The 16,778-nt window shown below is 67.3% G+C and carries 14 protein-coding genes and 1 pseudogene; 9 read left to right on the top strand and 6 right to left on the bottom strand.

Translation table 11 applies throughout. The features are described 5' to 3' along the window. The 8 genes and pseudogenes from QE494_RS05910 to QE494_RS05945 form a co-directional block, all read left to right on the top strand. Positions 1 to 187 (top strand): annotated as a pseudogene (locus tag QE494_RS05910) (2-dehydro-3-deoxy-6-phosphogalactonate aldolase); the annotation flags it as partial. A gap of 252 nt (positions 188 to 439) precedes the next feature. After that, positions 440 to 1,633, top strand: a complete 1,194-nt coding sequence (locus QE494_RS05915; RefSeq protein WP_300041989.1) for a MaoC family dehydratase N-terminal domain-containing protein — start codon at positions 440 to 442, stop codon at positions 1,631 to 1,633. Between the two features lie 18 nt (positions 1,634 to 1,651). Beyond that, positions 1,652 to 2,884, top strand: coding sequence for a CaiB/BaiF CoA-transferase family protein (locus QE494_RS05920; protein WP_300041990.1), 1,233 nt, complete (start codon positions 1,652 to 1,654; stop codon positions 2,882 to 2,884). Further along, the gene (locus tag QE494_RS05925) at positions 2,884 to 4,953 is read left to right on the top strand and encodes an acetate--CoA ligase family protein (RefSeq protein ID WP_300041991.1); all 2,070 of its coding nucleotides are present in this window, start codon (positions 2,884 to 2,886) and stop codon (positions 4,951 to 4,953) included. The genes QE494_RS05920 and QE494_RS05925 overlap by 1 nt, the downstream gene beginning before the upstream one ends. Continuing rightward, positions 4,950 to 5,714 (top strand): SDR family NAD(P)-dependent oxidoreductase, encoded by a 765-nt coding sequence (locus QE494_RS05930; RefSeq protein ID WP_300041992.1) that lies wholly within the window; start codon positions 4,950 to 4,952, stop codon positions 5,712 to 5,714. Before QE494_RS05925 ends, QE494_RS05930 begins: the two co-directional genes overlap by 4 nt. A 17-nt stretch (positions 5,715 to 5,731) precedes the next feature. After that, positions 5,732 to 7,162 (top strand): MmgE/PrpD family protein, encoded by a 1,431-nt coding sequence (locus tag QE494_RS05935; RefSeq protein ID WP_300041993.1) that lies wholly within the window; start codon positions 5,732 to 5,734, stop codon positions 7,160 to 7,162. Continuing rightward, positions 7,159 to 8,139, top strand: a complete 981-nt coding sequence (locus QE494_RS05940) for a tripartite tricarboxylate transporter substrate binding protein (RefSeq protein WP_300041994.1) — start codon at positions 7,159 to 7,161, stop codon at positions 8,137 to 8,139. Before QE494_RS05935 ends, QE494_RS05940 begins: the two co-directional genes overlap by 4 nt. Before the next feature lie 4 nt (positions 8,140 to 8,143). Further along, entirely contained in the window at positions 8,144 to 8,845 is a 702-nt protein-coding gene (locus QE494_RS05945) for a GntR family transcriptional regulator (RefSeq protein WP_300041995.1), read from the top strand. An 84-nt stretch (positions 8,846 to 8,929) separates the two neighbouring features. On the opposite strand, the gene QE494_RS05950 is transcribed toward QE494_RS05945, so the two are convergent. The 6 genes from QE494_RS05950 to QE494_RS05975 all read right to left on the bottom strand — a co-directional run bounded on the left by QE494_RS05950 (position 8,930) and on the right by QE494_RS05975 (position 15,678). Beyond that, on the bottom strand, positions 8,930 to 10,588 hold the full coding sequence (locus tag QE494_RS05950) for a tannase/feruloyl esterase family alpha/beta hydrolase (RefSeq protein WP_300041996.1): 1,659 nt from the start codon (positions 10,586 to 10,588) through the stop codon (positions 8,930 to 8,932). A 133-nt stretch (positions 10,589 to 10,721) separates the two neighbouring features. Continuing rightward, positions 10,722 to 11,444, bottom strand: a complete 723-nt coding sequence (locus tag QE494_RS05955) for a class II aldolase/adducin family protein (protein ID WP_300041997.1) — start codon at positions 11,442 to 11,444, stop codon at positions 10,722 to 10,724. 61 nt (positions 11,445 to 11,505) lie between these two features. Continuing rightward, on the bottom strand, positions 11,506 to 12,501 hold the full coding sequence (locus QE494_RS05960) for a GTP-binding protein (RefSeq protein ID WP_300041998.1): 996 nt from the start codon (positions 12,499 to 12,501) through the stop codon (positions 11,506 to 11,508). Further along, on the bottom strand, positions 12,501 to 13,292 hold the full coding sequence (locus QE494_RS05965; protein ID WP_300041999.1) for an IclR family transcriptional regulator: 792 nt from the start codon (positions 13,290 to 13,292) through the stop codon (positions 12,501 to 12,503). Before QE494_RS05965 ends, QE494_RS05960 begins: the two co-directional genes overlap by 1 nt. Beyond that, on the bottom strand, positions 13,289 to 14,395 hold the full coding sequence (locus QE494_RS05970; RefSeq protein ID WP_300042000.1) for a zinc-binding dehydrogenase: 1,107 nt from the start codon (positions 14,393 to 14,395) through the stop codon (positions 13,289 to 13,291). Before QE494_RS05970 ends, QE494_RS05965 begins: the two co-directional genes overlap by 4 nt. Further along, positions 14,392 to 15,678 (bottom strand): Rieske 2Fe-2S domain-containing protein, encoded by a 1,287-nt coding sequence (locus tag QE494_RS05975; RefSeq protein WP_300042001.1) that lies wholly within the window; start codon positions 15,676 to 15,678, stop codon positions 14,392 to 14,394. The genes QE494_RS05970 and QE494_RS05975 overlap by 4 nt, the downstream gene beginning before the upstream one ends. 111 nt (positions 15,679 to 15,789) lie before the next feature. Between QE494_RS05975 and QE494_RS05980 the strand changes: the two genes are divergently transcribed. After that, positions 15,790 to 16,752: a tripartite tricarboxylate transporter substrate binding protein gene (locus QE494_RS05980; protein WP_300042002.1), complete on the top strand. Its 963-nt coding sequence runs from the start codon at positions 15,790 to 15,792 to the stop codon at positions 16,750 to 16,752. Positions 16,753 to 16,778: the final 26 nt, after the last annotated feature.

Raw genomic sequence — 16,778 nt, forward strand, 5'->3', positions numbered from 1 at the left:
CGCCGGCACTGCCATGTTCGCGGTGGGCGGCATCGACGCGGGCAATCTGGGGCAGTTTCGTGCGGCCGGCGTTGCTGGTGCGGGTATCGGCTCGGCGCTTTACAAAAGTGGTGTGGCGCTGGATGAACTGCACCGGCGGGCCAAGGCCTTCAGGGCCGCTTGGTTCGCAGACGCCTCTAAGCCCTAGAGGCGAAGGACAAGCGGCCAGCCGTAGGCTCGCTGCAGCGAGCGGCGCCCTCGATCGCCCAAGACGCGGCGCACGCCCTGGATGGCTTCAGCACCCTCACCCCTCTTTGATCACATCCATTTTTGGATCCATAATTGCACGCGAAACTGCGCTCCGGCCTTGTTTGGGCGATGGTGAGCCCCGGCGGGAAGCCCCCCTTCAGCGCCAGGGCGGATGCGCAATGACACGAGCTGAATCAAAGGACCTGGCCCGATGACCGAGAAGAAGCTGGAAGAAGCGCCGCGCATGGTGCGCAGCGGTGAGGAATCCCCCGCCTTGTCGGACGCGCAGATCGATGACGCCCGCAAACTGATTGGCGTGTGGCTGCGCCGCGATGTGCACACGCCCGCCATCTATGAGCCCGTGTCGGTGCACGACATCCGCCGCTGGGCGCACTACAGCGTCGGCGACGACAACCCGCTGTTTTCCGAGGTGGACTACGCCAAGCGCACGCGGTGGGGCCGGATCATCGCGCCGCCCACCTTCCTCTACACCGTCGACTCAGGGATCGTGGCGCCAGGGCTGCCGGGCATCCAGTGGATCTTTGCCGGCTCGCGCTTCGAGAATTTCAAACCGGTGTACGAGGGCGACACGATCACCGCGCGTGCCCGCCTGATCGACGTGCAGATCAAGGAAGGCAGCAAGGTAGCCCGCTACGTCAACCAAGTGGGCGAGGTGCTGTACTACAACCAGCATGGCGACCTGGTCACCCGCTATGAGGGCGACATTTTTCGTATCCCGCGCAAACGCAGCGGCGAGGGCTTCAAGTTCGCGGTGAACAGCGCCGCCGAGGCGCCCCAACCTTACCGCTACACCGACGAGGAGATCGAGGCGATCGCCCAGGGCTACCGCGACGAATACCGCCGCGGCGCCGCCACCCTGTACTGGGAGGACGTGCAGCCGGGTGACGACCTGCCGGTCGTGCAAAAGGGCCCGCTGACCCTGGTCGACATCGTGGGCTTCTACGCCGGGCGGCGCACCGTCTACAGCGTGATGAAGCTCGCCTTCCAAGAGCGTGACCGGCACCCGCGCAACGTCTTCTACTCCCCGACCCGCAACATCCCGATGCACCCGGCGGCAGGCCACTACGACGCCGAAATCGCGCGTGAGATCGGTATGCCTGGCGCCTACGACCAGGGATGGCAGCGCCTCAACTGGGCCGGCCATCTCCTGACCAACTGGCAGGGCGACCAGGGCTTCACCCGCCGACTCCATGGCCGCGTCACCCGCCCCAACCTGGTGGGCGACCTGACCCGGATGCAGGGCGAAGTGACCGGCAAGCGCAAAGAGGGCGGCGAGGCCCTGATCGACATCCGCTGGTGGGGCGAGAACCAGCGCGGCGAGAAAAACTGCGACGGAACCGCGGTGGTGCGACTGCCCTCGCGCGACATCTCACTGCGCAACTGAATCCCGAAAAGAAAAGTCATGAATTCACCTGCACGCAAGACCCGCCGGCCGCTGGAGGGCCTGAAGGTTCTGGACCTGACCCACGGCGTCGCCGGCCCCTATTGCACGATGGTGCTGGGCGACCTGGGCTGCGACATCGTCAAGATCGAAAAGCCGGGCCGGGGCGACGCCACCCGCTACATGAACGTGAGCGAACGGTTCCACACGGACATTCCCCGCGTGGGCGGCGACTACTTCCTGGCCATCAACCGCAATAAGCGCGCGATCACGCTGGAGCTCAAATCTCCCGAGGGCCGCAAGATCTGCGAAGAGCTCGCCCAGTGGGCCGACATCGTGGTGCAGAACTTTCGGCCGGGCGTGACCCAGCGCCTGGGGCTGGACTACGAGAGCCTGCGCAAAATCAACCCACGCCTCATCTACGGCAACATCTCGGCCTACGGCACCGAGGGCAATATGTCCGACAAGGCCGGCATGGACATCGCGGTGCAAGCGCGCGCCGGCCTGCTGCGCATCACCGGCGCACACGGCTCGAGCGAGCCGGTGCGACCCGGCTCCTCGCTGTCGGACTTTGGCGGCGGCATCTACCTGACCACCGCCCTCCTCGCAGCGCTTTATGACCGCGAGCGCACCGGCGAGGGCCAGGAGGTCAGCGTGTCCTTGCTCGATGCCACCATGAGCCTGTTGATCAACTACTCGGTGGCGGTGATGGACGGCCAGGCCGACGTCAAGCCCCTGGGCTCGGGCCACCCCCAGCTTGCGCCCTACCAGGCACTGCCCACCGCCGACGGCCATGTGGTGGTGGCCACCGGCACGAACAAGACCTACCGTGAGTTTTGCGTGGCCATCGGTGACCCCGCTCTGGCCGACGACCCCTTGTTTGCAACGAACCAGACGCGGGTGCGAAACCGGCAGGCCCTGGTCGAGCGTTTGTCGGCGGTGTTCCGCCAGAAGACAACGGCGCAGTGGATCACGCTCCTGGAGAAGGCCGACGTTCCCTGTGCGCCGGTCAATGACCTGCAGACCGCGTTCGGCGAACTGGAGGCCACCTCGCCTGGCATGACCCAGCGCATCGACCACCCGGGCGTGGGCTCGCTGTCGCAACTGGGTGTGCCCTTCCACTTCAGCAACTGCGCGGGCGACCTGCGGCGTCCGCCGCCGATGCTGGGCGAGCACACCGAGCAGGTGCTCGCTGACCTGCTGGGGCGCAGCCCCGCGCAGATCGCGCAGCTGCGAGAGGCGCAGGTCATTTGATGCAAGGACTCGATCGCCTTTTTCATGCCCGCTCGGTCGCCCTGGTCGGCCTGTCGGCCGATATGGGCAAGATGACTGGCGCGCCCCTGGGCATCCTGCGCCAGACCGGCTTTGGTGGCCGGATCTTCCCGGTCAACCCGCGTTACACCGAAGTGGGCGGCATGCCCTGCTGGCCCAGCATCGACGCATTGCCCGAGGCGCCGGATGCGGCGCTAGTGATGCTGGCCGCTGCCCGGGTGCCACAGGCGGTGCGGGACTGCGCCCGCAAAGGTATCGGCGCGGTGGTGGTACTCAGCTCGGGCTTCGAGGAGACCGAGGAGGGCCACGCCCACGCAGCAGAATTGGCGCAGGTGGCGCGCGAGACCGGCATTGCGGTGGTGGGACCCAATTGCGAGGGCGTGTGGTCGGTACCCGACCGGGTGATCCTCACCTTCGGCACCGCCGCCAAGCGCGAGGTGCTGCACCAGGCACCCATCGCCATCTTGAGCCAGAGCGGCGCCATGGCCGGGGCGATGGCCCGCCATCTGCAAGACAGCGGCGTAGGCTGCGCCTATGTGGTGAGCGTGGGCAACGAGACGGTGCTCACCGTGGCGGACTACCTGCAGTGGTGCATCGCCCAGGGCGATGTGCAGGTGGTGGCCCTGTTCATCGAGGGCCTGCGCGATGGCGCGCGCCTGCTGCGCCTGGTGGAAGAAGCCACGGCCAAGGGCATCCGGGTGGTGGCGCTCAAGGCGGGCAATTCCGCCAAGGGCCAAGAGGCAGCCGCCTCCCACACCGGCAAGATGGCGTCCCCCTATGCGGTCTACCGCGACCTGCTGCACGCGGCGGGCGCGATTCAGGTGGACAGCTTGACCGACCTGATCGACGCCGCCCAGGTGCTGTCCCTGCTGCCCACGCCCCCGGTGCGAGGCGCGCAGGGCGGGGTATCGGTGTTCTCGATCCCGGGCGGCACGCGCGCGATGACCGCCGACGCGCTTGAGGACCATGCGGTCCCCCTGGCCACCTTTGCGCGCCACACCGTCACGGCGCTGGGTGAGGCGCTGCCCGAGTTTGGCGGCACCGAAAACCCGACCGACCTCACCGGCCAGGTACTCTCACATCCGGGCCTGTTCGACCGCTGCCTGGACCTGATTGCAGACGACCCCAACACCGAAGCTCTGATCGTGCAGGTGGCCAACCGCGGACCGCGGGACGTGAGCGAGCGGGTCGAGTTGCTGGGCCGCGTCGCAGCCCGCACCGGCGTGCCAGTGATCACCAGCTTTTTGGGCGACAGCTTGCCGACCAGCGAGCGCCTGCGCCTGCGCGCTCAGGGCGTGGTGTGCGCGCGTGACCCGGTGGAAGCCGCACGCTACCTGGGCTGGCTGTGGCGGGCACGCGCAGTTACACAGGCCCTGCCGGCTCGGCCCGTGGCGGCACCCCAGCCCACCACACCGCCACCCCGTGGCTGGTCGCAAGCGGCCACGCTGCTGGCCGACTGCGGCATTGCCATCCCGGCCTGGTGCATCGTCGGCGCAGGCGAAGACGCGCAAGCAGCCTGCCGCGAGCTGAGCTTTCCGGTGGCGGTCAAGGCACTGCCGGAGGACGTGGACCACAAGACGGAGATGGACCTGGTGCGGCTCAACATCGGCCCGCAAGATCTGGCGGCCACGGTGGCCGGGATCCGCAGCCGGCTCGGGCAGCCCGGTGCCCGGGTGCTGGTGCAGGAGATGGACAAGGGCGGCATTGAGGTGCTGCTGTCGGCCCTGCACAACGAGGACTTCGGCCCGGTGCTGGCCATTGGCAGTGGCGGCATTGCCGCCGAACTCGATGCGGATGTGGCCTATGTGGCGCTGCCGACGAGCCCTGCGCGCGTGCGCCAGGCCATCGCGCGGCTGAAGCTGGCAGTGCGCTTGCGCGGATGGCGCGGCCAGCCGCCTGCCGACGAAGACGCCCTGTTGGCCGCAGCCTGCGCGCTGGGCGATCGCTTCCTGGGCCTGCAAGGCGCACGGGAGTTGGAGATCAACCCGCTTTTCGTCCACCCGCGTGGATCCAAGCGCCTGGTGGCGGTCGATGCCCTGGTGAAAACATGAACAACGCTCCACTCGCCGGCCGCACGGCCATCGTCACCGGCTCCGGCCAGAACATCGGCCGCGCCATCGCGCTCGACTTCGCACGCCAGGGCGCCAACGTCGTCCTCAATGGACACCGCAACCAGGCCGCGCTCGACGAGGTGGCCGAGGCGGTGCGGGCCCTGGGCGGCCAGGCACTGACGGTGCTGGCCGACGTCGGCGACGCAAAAGCCGTGCAGGCCATGGTCGACCAGGCGGTGCAGCGCTTCGGCGGTGTGGACATCTGCGTGTCCAACGTCTCGGTGCGCCTGCACCAGCCGCTGCTCGAGATCAGCGTGGAAGATTGGGAGCGGGTGCTGCAAACCAACCTGAGCGCCGCCTTCTTCCTGGCGCGCGCCAGCCTGCCGCACATGAAGGCGCGGGGCTGGGGCCGGGTGATCCACATCTCTGGGCGTGATGGCTTTGCGCCCAAAACCAACCGGGCCCACAACGTGACCTGCAAGGCCGGCGTGTTCGCCCTGGCCAAGGCCATTGCGGTGGAATTCGGCGAGTTCGGGATCACCGCGAACGCGGTGGCGCCCGGCATCGTCGAGACGAGCCGCGACCCGGTCCATTACCCGGACGCGGCGGACGGCTTCGAGGCACGCCGTCAGGCCTTGCCGCTGCGCCGCCTGGGCTCGGTGGAAGAAATCGCCGGCGCCTGCAGCTACCTGTGCTCGCCGGCCGGGAGCTATGTCACCGGCCAGGTGCTGCATGTGAACGGCGGCGAGTTCATGTTCTGAATGCGAGGGAAGTGACCATGAACGCGCCCCTGAAGTCATCGCCCGACACGCCAGAAAAAGCGGCGGCTGCGGTCAGCGTCACCCGCGCCATGGCGGACTTCGCCATCGGCCGCCACAACTTCCCCGCCCTGGCGCGGTCGCGCGCGGCCGACGCCATCCTCGACGTGGTGGGCTGCATGCTGGCCGGGAGCCGCGAGGCGCTCGCAAGGCCGCTGCTGGCGACACTGCCCTCATTCGAAGCGCACCTGTCACAAGCACCCGCCCTTCTGGTCGGCACGCGCCGTTACGGACCTGAGGGCGACGCCGCGCTTTACAACGGCGCCATCGCCCATGCGCTGGACTACGACGACACCAACCACCCGGCCTATGCCCACCCCAGCGCGGTGATCGTGCCGGCGCTGCTGGCGATTGCGCCGCGCTGCCAGGCCACCGGCGGGCAGATGGTCGACGCCTACATCGCCGGCTTTGAGGTCTTCGGCAAGCTCGGGCGAGCGCTCAACACGCAGCACTACAAGCGGGGCTGGCATGCCACCGGCACCTTCGGAGCGCTGGCCTCTGCGGTGGCCTGCGGCCGGATGCTGGGCCTGGGCACCACGCAGATGGTCACCGCCCTGGGCATCGCCGCGTCGTCGGCCAGCGGGCTGCGCGCCAACTTCGGCAGCATGGTCAAGCCCCTGCATGCGGGCCTGGCCGCGCGCGCTGGCCTGCAAGCGGCCTTGCTGGCCCAGGCCGGGCACGATGCGAGCGCGGTGGTGATGGAGCATGGCTACGGCTACCTCTCCGTGTTCAACGCCGGCATCGGCCATGACCCCGCACCGCTGCTGGCCATTGGGCAGGGACTGGAGATCCTCACTGAGCACGGCCTCGCGCTCAAGCCCTACCCAGCCTGCGGCGCCACCCACCCGGGCATTGAAGCGGCGCTGCAACTGCATGCGGAGCTTGGCGGGGAGCCGATAGAGTCGGTTCGGGCGGGGGTTTGCGAGATGGCCTTCGCGCCCCTGATCCATGTCATGCCCCACGCGCCCCTGGAGGGCAAGTTCAGCCTGCACTACTGCCTGGCGGTGGCCCTGCTCGAGGGCGCCGTCGGCCTGGCCAGTTTCACCCCGGACAAAATCGCCGATGCGCGCATTCGCTCCCTGATCCCGCGCATCGCAATGGAAGTGGACGACGACATTCGGCATGACGGCGAGTTCGCGACCCGGGTCACGGTCGTCACCGCGTCCGGGCGCCGCCTTGAGCGCTTTGTGCCTCTGGCCATGGGCAAACCCGCCCGCTGGTTCAGTACCCAGCGCATGCAGCAAAAATTTCTCGACTGCGCCGAAACGGTGCTGGGGCCACAGGGCTGCAGCCAGGCCTTTGACGCGCTTCGTACGCTGGACAGCCCCGCCCCTGTGGCGAAAATTCTTTCCCTCCTGCACACTCTCACCCACCCCTCGGAGACAACATGAACCACCCCACGATCCGCAAGCGCCTCTTCCTGGCAATCGCCGCGTCCAGCCTGGTGCTGGCAACCGGCGGAACCGCCTTCGCACAAGAGTACCCCGCCAAGCCGGTGCGACTGGTCAGTCCCTACGCACCTGGCGGCTCCACCGGCGTGGTCGCCCGCATCCTGGCCAAGAAATTCCAAGATCAGACCGGCATTTCCATGGTGGTGGAAAACCGGCCCGGCGCGGCCAGCAACATCGGCAGCGACCACGTGGCCAAATCGACGCCCGACGGCTACACCCTCCTCATGGGCACCAGCAGCCTGGCGATCAACCCGGCGCTATACCGCACCATGAGCTTCGACCCGATCAAGGACCTCACGCCCGTCGTTCCCCTGATCACCGCGCCCAATGTGCTGGCGGTCGACGCCTCGCTGCCGGTCCGCTCGGTCAAGGAACTGATCGACTACGCCCGCGCCAACCCGGGCAAGCTCAATTACGGTTCCTCCGGCAACGGCGCCACCAACCACATGGCGATGGAAATGCTCAAGACCATGGCCGGCCTGCAAATCACGCACATCCCGTTCAAGGGCGGCGGTGAGGCGCTGTCTGCCTTGCTCGGCGGCCAGATCCAACTGATGTTCAACCCGGCCTCGACCCTGCAGCAGCATCACAACACGGGCAAGCTGCGCATGCTGGCGGTCACCTCCGAGAAACGCGTCGACGGCCTGGCCGTGCCGACCGTGGCCGAGACCCTGCCCGGGTTCGAGTCGAGCGTGTGGTTTGGCCTGTTCGCACCGGCCGGCACACCGGCTGCGGTGGTTCAGCGGGTCAGTGCCGAAATGAACAAGGCACTGCGCGACAAAGAAGTGCTGGACGTCCTCAACACCGCCGGTATGGTGGCTCTGGGCGGTAGCCCCGACACGATGAAGACCATGCTGCAAAAAGACACGGTCCGTTGGGGCCCGGTCGTGAAGGCATCGGGCGCAACCGTCGACTGACACCATGCCCACCGCCCAGGCCACCCGCGCCGCAACCGTAGCTGATGCCGACCCCCGGGCCCTAGAGGTTCGGGTCGATGTCACCTACGAGGCGATCAAGCGCGACATCCTGGGCAACCGCCTGCGGCCGGGGACCAAGCTCACCCACCGCATGCTGGCCGAGAACCTGGGCGTGTCGCGCACGCCGGTGCGCGAGTCGCTCGAACGTCTCTACCAAGAGGGCTATGTCACCCGCATCCTCAATCGCGGCTACTTCGTCGCCGAGATCAATGAGCAAGAGGTGCGGGAGCTGTATCAAACCCGCGAGGCCCTGGAGTCATTTGCGCTGGGCCTGACCTTGCAGCGCGGGCTGTCGGCGCGCGACCTCAAGCCGGTGCAGGCGGTGAACACGCGCTACGCCGCCCTGTGCAAGGAGAGCCTGAGCCACGAACGCGTGCTGGTGGACAAAGAGTTCCACCTGCGGCTGGCGTCCCTGAGCGGCAACTCGCACCTGGTGCGCACGCTCGAGGGCATCTTCGACCGCATCATCCTCAAGCGCCGGGTCGAGGGCTACCACGACACGCGTGGCCTCACCCCCTACGAGGACCATGTGCGCTTGCTCGAAGCCCTGGCCAAGGGCGATGCGGCGCGGGCCCACACCCTCTTGCACGCCCACATCGACAGCGCCTGCGTGCGGCTGCTGCACTACCTGGGCACAGCCGCATAAGTTTGCGAGGTCAGCCTGGGTTCCATCCCGGGCGGCATCACACCCAGCCTGCGCCAGACCCGATCCGGGCTCGGGAGAGGCGCCTCAGTTCACGCAGCGGAAGCTGGCGGCCTCGTTGAGCGACCCACTGCCCGAGTACTGCGGCCAGGTCGGGAAGGGGCACAGCGGGCGGGAGCGACCTAGGTTGGCCTTGCTGCTGTCGTAGGCGATGGGGGCGGCCGGCGGCGCGACGCCCTTGTCGACCCAGTCGTCGAGCACGCTGAGGTTGTCCCAGCTCAGAAGGAAGTCGCCAATGCCGTGCCCAAGCCCGGGCACCAGGTAAAAGCGCAGGGACTTGTCGACCGTTTCCTGCCCCATCTTGGCGACCATCGCGCGGTAGTGGTCGACCGTCTGGTAGGGGCTCAGGCTCACATCGTCCAGGCCGTGCACCAGCAACACCTTGCCGCCCTTGCGGAAGAAGGGTGTCCAGTCGGTGTGGGTGGCGTCGAGCATCTCCGAGACCGCGAGCAGCCGGTTCAGGTGCGGACCGGGGTTTTGCACGTCGTAGGTGGTCATGCTGAACTTCGGGTCGCGGGCGATGATGTACTTGAAGAAGCCGTCGGCTCGGGCGACGTGGTGGGCGTTGGGGCCGCTGGTCGGGGGTTCCAGGTACTTTGGCTGCGAGCCAATGGCCATCGAGCTGCCCTCGAGGATGTTGTAGCCGCGGTAGGTCTTCACTCCGTTCGCAAAGGCGTAGGGCACGGTGTAGCCCTCGTGATAAACCTTGATGGTGCGCGCGATCTGGGTGGGCGTGAGGCAGTGCGCCGGGCTGCCGGTCTCGCCGTTCTTGCAGGTAATCGACGCCAGGTAGGCGGCCGACCGCGCACGGCAGGCCGCCATATTGCTCACCAAACCATCCTTGGCGCCGTCGAGCTCGTCGCAGGCGGCGCGGGTATCCGCGGCGATCTTGGTCACCAGCGCGGGCGGAATCCAGCCGGCCGAATTGTCGTCATAGATGGCCGCACGCAAGGACGCGCCCCAGGAGCGCACCTCGGTGAAATTGGAGACCGGGTAGTTCACCAGCACGCCGTCGAAAGACTCCGGGTACTTGAGCGCGGCCATCGAAGCGGCGCGTCCGCCCGAGGAGCCGCCAGCGAAGTACATGCGACGGATGCCCGAGCCGTAACGCGCCTTGGCCAGGCCGAACGCCACATCGCGCACCTTTTTGATGTGCATGTGCGCGAAGTTGAGCAATTGCTCGTCATTCAGACCGAAGGAGGCGTCGTTGGAGTCCGGATGCTGGTGACCCGAGTCGCTGCCCAGGGTCATGTAGCCCGAAGCGAGCGGGCTGGGCTTGGCGTAGTGGCCCAGGGGCGCCGGACCGACCGTGTTGGGCAGTACACCGTCGTAACCACCACCGCCAAACTGCAAGGCCTTGCCATTCCAGTTGGAGGGCAGGTTGACGCGAAAGCCAATGCCCTGGGCCTTGGGATCTACCGACTTGATCTCGCCCAGGATGCGGCAGTACTCGCCCGCGGCATTTCCCGCATCCGTGGCCTTGACGAGGACCGCGGATGTCACGCTGGCGCCGGCGGTCGGCAACCCGATGGCTGCCTTGTCGATGCGCATGCCGACCAAGGCTTGGCAGGCCGCCTCGGGGTTGGCAGCACGCGCCGCCGCGGGGGCAGCGTAGTTGTCAATTCCTGCGCAGGCCTGCAGGAAAGCGGCGGCCGCAAGGGCCAGGGGGATGGGGGTGTATTTCATGGAGCCTCGGGGGGGTAGGTACCTGACAACAACCACCATAACCGGCCCGCGTCGGCGCAGCGAAGCGGGATAACCCGAGAGCGCGGCACAGCGGCACAGGGCCACCCCAGACGGGTCCGGGCCGATCAGACCTTCAGGCGATGAAGTCCAGCGCACCCAGGCGCTGCAGCCAAAGGTTCCAGGAACGATCAATTTGCCCATCGTTCGCATCAGAGGCCAGCTGCGCCTCGCGCGGGTTCAGGTAGACCGGATCCCCAAGCGACTGGGCGCTCAGTTGCAACTTGGCATTGGTCTCGGCATAAATGGCGCGATAGACCACCTGGCGCAGGCTGGTGCCCACCACGGTCGAACCATGGCCCCGCATCAGCACGCAACTGCGGCTGCCCAGGGAGCGGGCAAGCGCCGCGCCGAGGTAGGAGCTGCTGATCAACATGTCGGTGTCACCGCCAGCGTCGCGGATCTCGAAGTGCGCCGAGCCCTCGCCCAAGAAGCCGGCCATGTGGAAGATGGGGCGCAGCGGCTGCTGCACGCAGGCAAAGGGGATCACGCTCACCGAGTGCGAATGCACCACCGACTGCACGTCGGGACGGGCGCGGTAGATCTCCGCGTGGATGAAGCGCTCGAGGTAAGGCCGCGGCGCCTCGGTGTCGAGCGCGCTGCCGTCGGCGCGGTAGCAGACGATGTCTTCCGGCCTCACCAACGCCGGCGCACGGCTGCAGGACAGGAGGAAGAGGGACGGGTCCTCGGGGTGGCGCAGGCTCACATGGCCCAGGCCGTCGACGATTTGCTGGTCATAAAGAATGCGGTTGGCCAGCGCCAGCTCGCGGGCGAGGTTGTCGGGAACATTCAGGCCCATGGCGTTCGGTACTCCTTGGATGGGGTTTGGCGCAGCAGCCGGCGAGCGCAGGTCGCGGCCCTCAGGCGATGCATGTCATACCGAGTCGGGGCACCGGCCCCTCAAAACCCACCATCGCCAGCGCCTCGTCACCCAAGGCCCACTGGGCCATGAACAGGTGGCCATCGGCACTTTGCAGCACACCCTTAAGACGCTGAAGACCTGGGCGTCGGTGGCCCTCGGCCCAGCGGAGCAGGCCCTCGCGGCTCAAGCCCGGAGGGCAAGGCAGAAACTGCGCCTGGGCGGTATGGGCGTGGTGATGCGGGTGCGCTGACGAACCCGGTTGATCGGCGTGACCCTCGTGGAGGTCTTGGTGGTCGTTATGGTCGTGGTGTCCATCGTGGCCTTGGTGGCCATCCTCGTGGCCATGCGCGCCCTGCGGGGCGCGCGCGCCGGCGGCGGGTCGAACTTGGGCGAGGTGCCCCTGCACCTGCGCCCAGGTGAGCGAGCCCTGGGCAGAGAAGGCCAGGGCCGCGTCTGGACGCTCGGTCTGAAGGGTCTGGTACAGAGGCGCGGGGTCGGCGCGGTCGGTCTTGGTGATCACCAGCAGATCGGCCCTGCGAACTTGGGCCAGCGCCTCTGGACGGGAGACCAACTCGGACCATGCCGTGGTGGCGCTGACCGCCACCAGCACACCCGCGAGCTGGTAGCGCTCGTGCAAGAAATCATCTGCCGCCAGTGCCTGGACCACCGGGCACGGGTCGGCCAGGCCCGTGGTCTCGATCAGCACTGAATCGAAGGCTGGGCGGCGGCGATGCAGCCGGTCCCACCACAGGTCGGTCAGGGCTTGCTCGAGCCCGGGCAGGCCGGTGCAGCAGATGCAGGCGTTGGCCACCAGCGAAGCGCTGTCCACCGCACGCGCCAGCAACCGGTCGTCCAGACCGACCTCACCGATCTCGTTGACCACCAGCGCCGCCTGCGCCAGCGCGGGCTCGGCGAGCCAGCGGGCCAGCAAGGTCGTCTTGCCCGCGCCCAAGTAGCCGGTGATGAGCCAGACCGGAGTGCGCGTGGGCGCCATCAGACCTCCAGCGCCTGGTGCCCCAGGTGGGTCGAGATCGCCTGGGCCGTGGCTGCCACCATGGCCGCCAGGGCGCGCTGGCGGGGCGCGCTGAAGCGCTGCACAGGGCCCACGACGCCGACCGAAGCGACTGCCAAGCCCCTGGCGTCGAAGATGGGCGCAGCAACACCGCGCATTCCAACTTCGCTTTCTTCGTCGTCCACCGCATAGCCCTGGGTGCGGATCTTTTGCAGCAGCCGGGTGATGGCGGCCTTGTCGGTGAGGGTCTTGGGGGTGCGGGGAGCGAAGGTGCTGCGCATCACCGCGCTCACCTGCTGCGGCGGACCAAAAGCCAGCAAGGCCCGTCCCTCGCTGGTGCAGAAGGCCGGCTTGCGCACCCCCAGGTAAGAGCGGGGACGGATCGCCTGCTTGCTCTCAATATTGCGCAGGAAAACGACCTCGGTATCGTGCAGCACGGCCAGGTGGACCGTCTCGCCCGAGGTCTCGCACAGGGCCTGCAGGTGCGGTACCGCCTGCTCCGACACGTTCATGCGCCGGCGCACCAGGGTGCCAATGGAAAACAGAAGCACGCCCAGGCGGTAGCGGCCGTCGGCTGCGTTTTGCTCCAAGAAGCCCTCCGCCACCAGCGTGCTGGCCAGCCGGTGGGCGGTGCTTTTGGCGACTCCCAGGCGCTTGGCCAGGTCGGTGATGCCCAGCTCGGGCTCCTCGGCGGTGAAGGCCTTGAGCAGGCGCAAGGCGCTGCCGACGGAGGACAGCTGGCCGCTGGGCGTCGGTGACTTGTGGGCGTTCACCGGTGCGGGTCGATGGTCATGTGGATGGCGCCCTCCACACCGTCACCGACCAGGGACCGCAAGGCCAGGTCCACACCGTCGAGGCCAAAACTGTGCGTGCTCATGGCGTGGACGTTGTGGCGGTTGGCCGCGATCAGCTGCAGCGCCAACTCGACCGACTCATAGGAGTGCCCGCGCATGCCCTGCACGGTGAGGAAGTTGGCAATGATGCGGTCGCTGTCGAAGGCCGGCACCTTCTGGCGCTTTTGTCCGCCCAGGATGACGCGTCCGCGCTTGCGCGCCAGCTCGATCGCCGACACCACCGACTGCGGACCGCCCGAGGCGCAGTCAATCACCAGGTCGGCCATCATCCCGCCGGTGAGGTCGGCCACGGCGGGCAGCAGGTCTTGGGCCTCTATGTCGATGGTGTGATGCGCGCCGAGGGCGCGGGCCATCGCCAGGCGCTGGCGGTCGGTTTCGTTGGAGAGCCCGGTGACGATGATGCACTCGGCCCCCGCCTCGCGAGCGCCCACCACACAGGCCAGGCCCTGTTGGCCCGGGCCCTGAATCACCACCGTCTGGCCCGGACCGGCGCCACCTTGAAGATAGGTCCACTCAATGCCGTTTGACAGCGGCAGTGCGAGCGCGGCGTGGCGCGGTGACACACCGGCGGGCACGCGGTGGAACACGGTGTTGGCATGCAGGTACTGATGCCTGGCGAAGCCGCCCCACAAGCCCGGGGCCACGCCCAAGCCGGTGGCGCCGTAGCGGAGGCCACCCAAGCGCCAGTCGGTGGCATTGCACAAGCGGAAGTCGCCCGAGCGGCAGAAGTGGCAATGGCCACAGGGCAGGTACTCCTCCAGCGCCACCAGGTCGCCCTCTTTGACTCCCCAGCGCTGCGCCGCCTGGGCGCCTATCGAGGAGACATGGCCCACGCTCTCGTGGCCCAGAACCACCGGACCCCGTGACTGGGGCAGGTTTTGGTAGTAGCCCCAGTCGCTGCCGCAAACGCCAGTGACCGCCACGGACAGCAGGCCCGACCAGGCCTCCAGGGGAGGCAGGGGCAGTTGCTGCAGTTCAGTTTTGCCCGGCGCGACGGCCACTGCGGCCAGTGTGCCGGTCATACCGTGGCGTGCGGCTTGCCGGCCTCGGCGCGCAGTGCGTCGCGGGCAGCGTCATAGAAGGGTTGGTCCTCGGGCAAGACGATGGCCACCGAGCGAACCTGCTGCTCCTCGGGCCGAGTGCCCGGGGGCGGCACGCCCCGCTCGGCCAGCGCAGTGGCCGCGTCCATCAGACGGCGCCGGGCCTGCACGATGCCCTTGTCGGTGCCGGTGAGGTGCTCCTTGCTGCGGTCGGCAATGGGACCCATGCTTTCCTGCAGGGACGCGTCCTGGATCGCGATGCCCTCCACGCCGCTGTACCACTCGCCCGAGCGCTGCTTCTCGCGGTTCATCAGGTAGTCGTTGGTGTGATTGGCCAGCGGAATGTAGGTGCCGGGCACGTACTTGCAGTGGATGCCGGCGCCATCGCGCATGGCCTGCACCTCGCTCTCTTTGAGAGGACGGGTGGGGTGGTAGTCGAAGCTCCAGGCCCAGCAGTTCTCGTCGTCGATCGGCACCCAGAAGTGACCGTGGATCGGATGGTCGCCGCGCGGGGGCACCATGGTGAAGCAAGGCATGACCCAGGGCGTGATGCGCCAGTACAGGTGGCCCGCTTCGGCCTTGCGGCGCACGCCGATGAACAGGCCTGCGTCACCATCGACCACTTCGAACTTGGGCCGCAGATCGTTCATGTTGTATTCGTTGCCCTTGGCACCCTTGAACAGCGGGTCGGTTTTGAGGCCGCCGCTGTGGAGGAAGGACACGTGGCTGGAGTCAATGCCGCCCTCGAGCGCCTGCAGCCAGTTGCAAATTTGCACACGCTTGGAAGAAAAGCTGTGGCTCGCAGGCACGGTGGCAAATTCCCATTCGGGCAGCGGAGGCTGGTGCTCGGGCTTGCCCATGTAGATCCAGATCACGCCGCCGCGCTCGACCAGCGGATAGGACTTGAGTTTGATGCGCTCGCAGAGCTTGCCGCCCTCTTCGTCCGAAGGCACTTCGGTGCACTGGCCGGTGACGTCGAACTTCCAGCCGTGATAGGGGCAGCGCAGCCCGCCCTCTTCATTGCGGCCGAACCACAGAGACACGCCCCGGTGGGCGCAGAACTCGTCCATCACCCCGAGGCGGCCCTCGGTATCGCGGATAGCCACCAGCCGCTCGCCAAGAACCTTGAGGCGCACAGGCGGGCAATCGGGTGCGGGCAGTTCCTCTGACAGAAGAGCCGGCAACCAGTAGCGGCGAAACAACTCGCCCATGGGGGTGCCGGCGTTGGTTTCGGTGACCAGCTTGTTTTGTTCGGCTCTGAGCATGGCTCTCCTGCGCGGTTTTCTTGTGTTCCTCGTAGGGGAACTATTTTCCCCTCGGCGGAACGATGATAGATTAGCCCAACGCTTTCCACAACATTGCACGGAGACAATCCCATGCTGCGCAAACTCCTCGCTGCCGCCATGGCCGGCACTTTCTCGTTGGTCACCTGGGCCCAGCCCGCCACGACCGACTGGCCGCAAAAGCCGGTGAAGATCGTGGTTCCCTTTGCCGCCGGCGGCTCCTCTGACACTTTGGGGAGGGGCATCGCACTGCAGTTGCAAAACGCCCTCAAGCAAAGCTTCGTCATCGACAACCGAGGCGGCGGCGGCGGCACTATCGGCTCGGCCCAGGTCTCGAAGGCGGCCCCTGACGGCTACACCCTGGTCGTCTCGGGCATTGCCTCCCATGTGATCGCGCTGGCCGAGAACAAGGCCTTCGACCCCATCGCCGACTTCAGCCACATCGCTCTGCTCGGCGGTCCGCCCCTGATCCTGGTGGCGCACCCGAGCTTTCCGGCCAATAACTTGCAGGAGTTCGTGGCCTATGCGCAAAAAGCCAAGGACGGCCTGAGCTGGGGCTCGTCCGGCCAGGGCACGCATGCGCAGCTCATTGGCGAGGTGTTCGCCAAGCAGGCCAAGTACAAGCACACCCATGTGGGCTACAAGGGCGCGGGCCCCGCGATCAACGACCTGCTGGGCAACCAAATTCCGGTGGCCTTCGTCACCTTCACTGCCGCCAATGCCTTCGTCACCTCGGGCAAGCTCAAGGCCTTTGCGGTCACCTCCACCCGGCGCATGCCCGACATGCCCAACGTCCCCACCTTCTCCGAGGCGGGCTACCCCGACCTCGTGGCCACCACCTGGTTTGGCGTGTCCGGCCCGCCCGGCATGCCGCCCGCGATGGTCGAGCGGATCAACGCCGAAATCCGCAAGGGCCTCAAGACCGACGGCATGCAAAAGATGATGACGCAGGAAGGCATCCAGTCCCAAGACTGGGACGCCGCCACCTTCACCCGCTTCATGCGCAGCGAGACCGACCGCTGGATTCCGCTGGTGCAGTCCGTCCAGAAGAACTGACCCACCCAATCCACTGACAAGGAAAA

This window comes from Ramlibacter sp. (assembly GCF_029866045.1).
In the GTDB taxonomy this organism is placed as follows: Bacteria; Pseudomonadota; Gammaproteobacteria; order Burkholderiales; family Burkholderiaceae_C; genus Ramlibacter.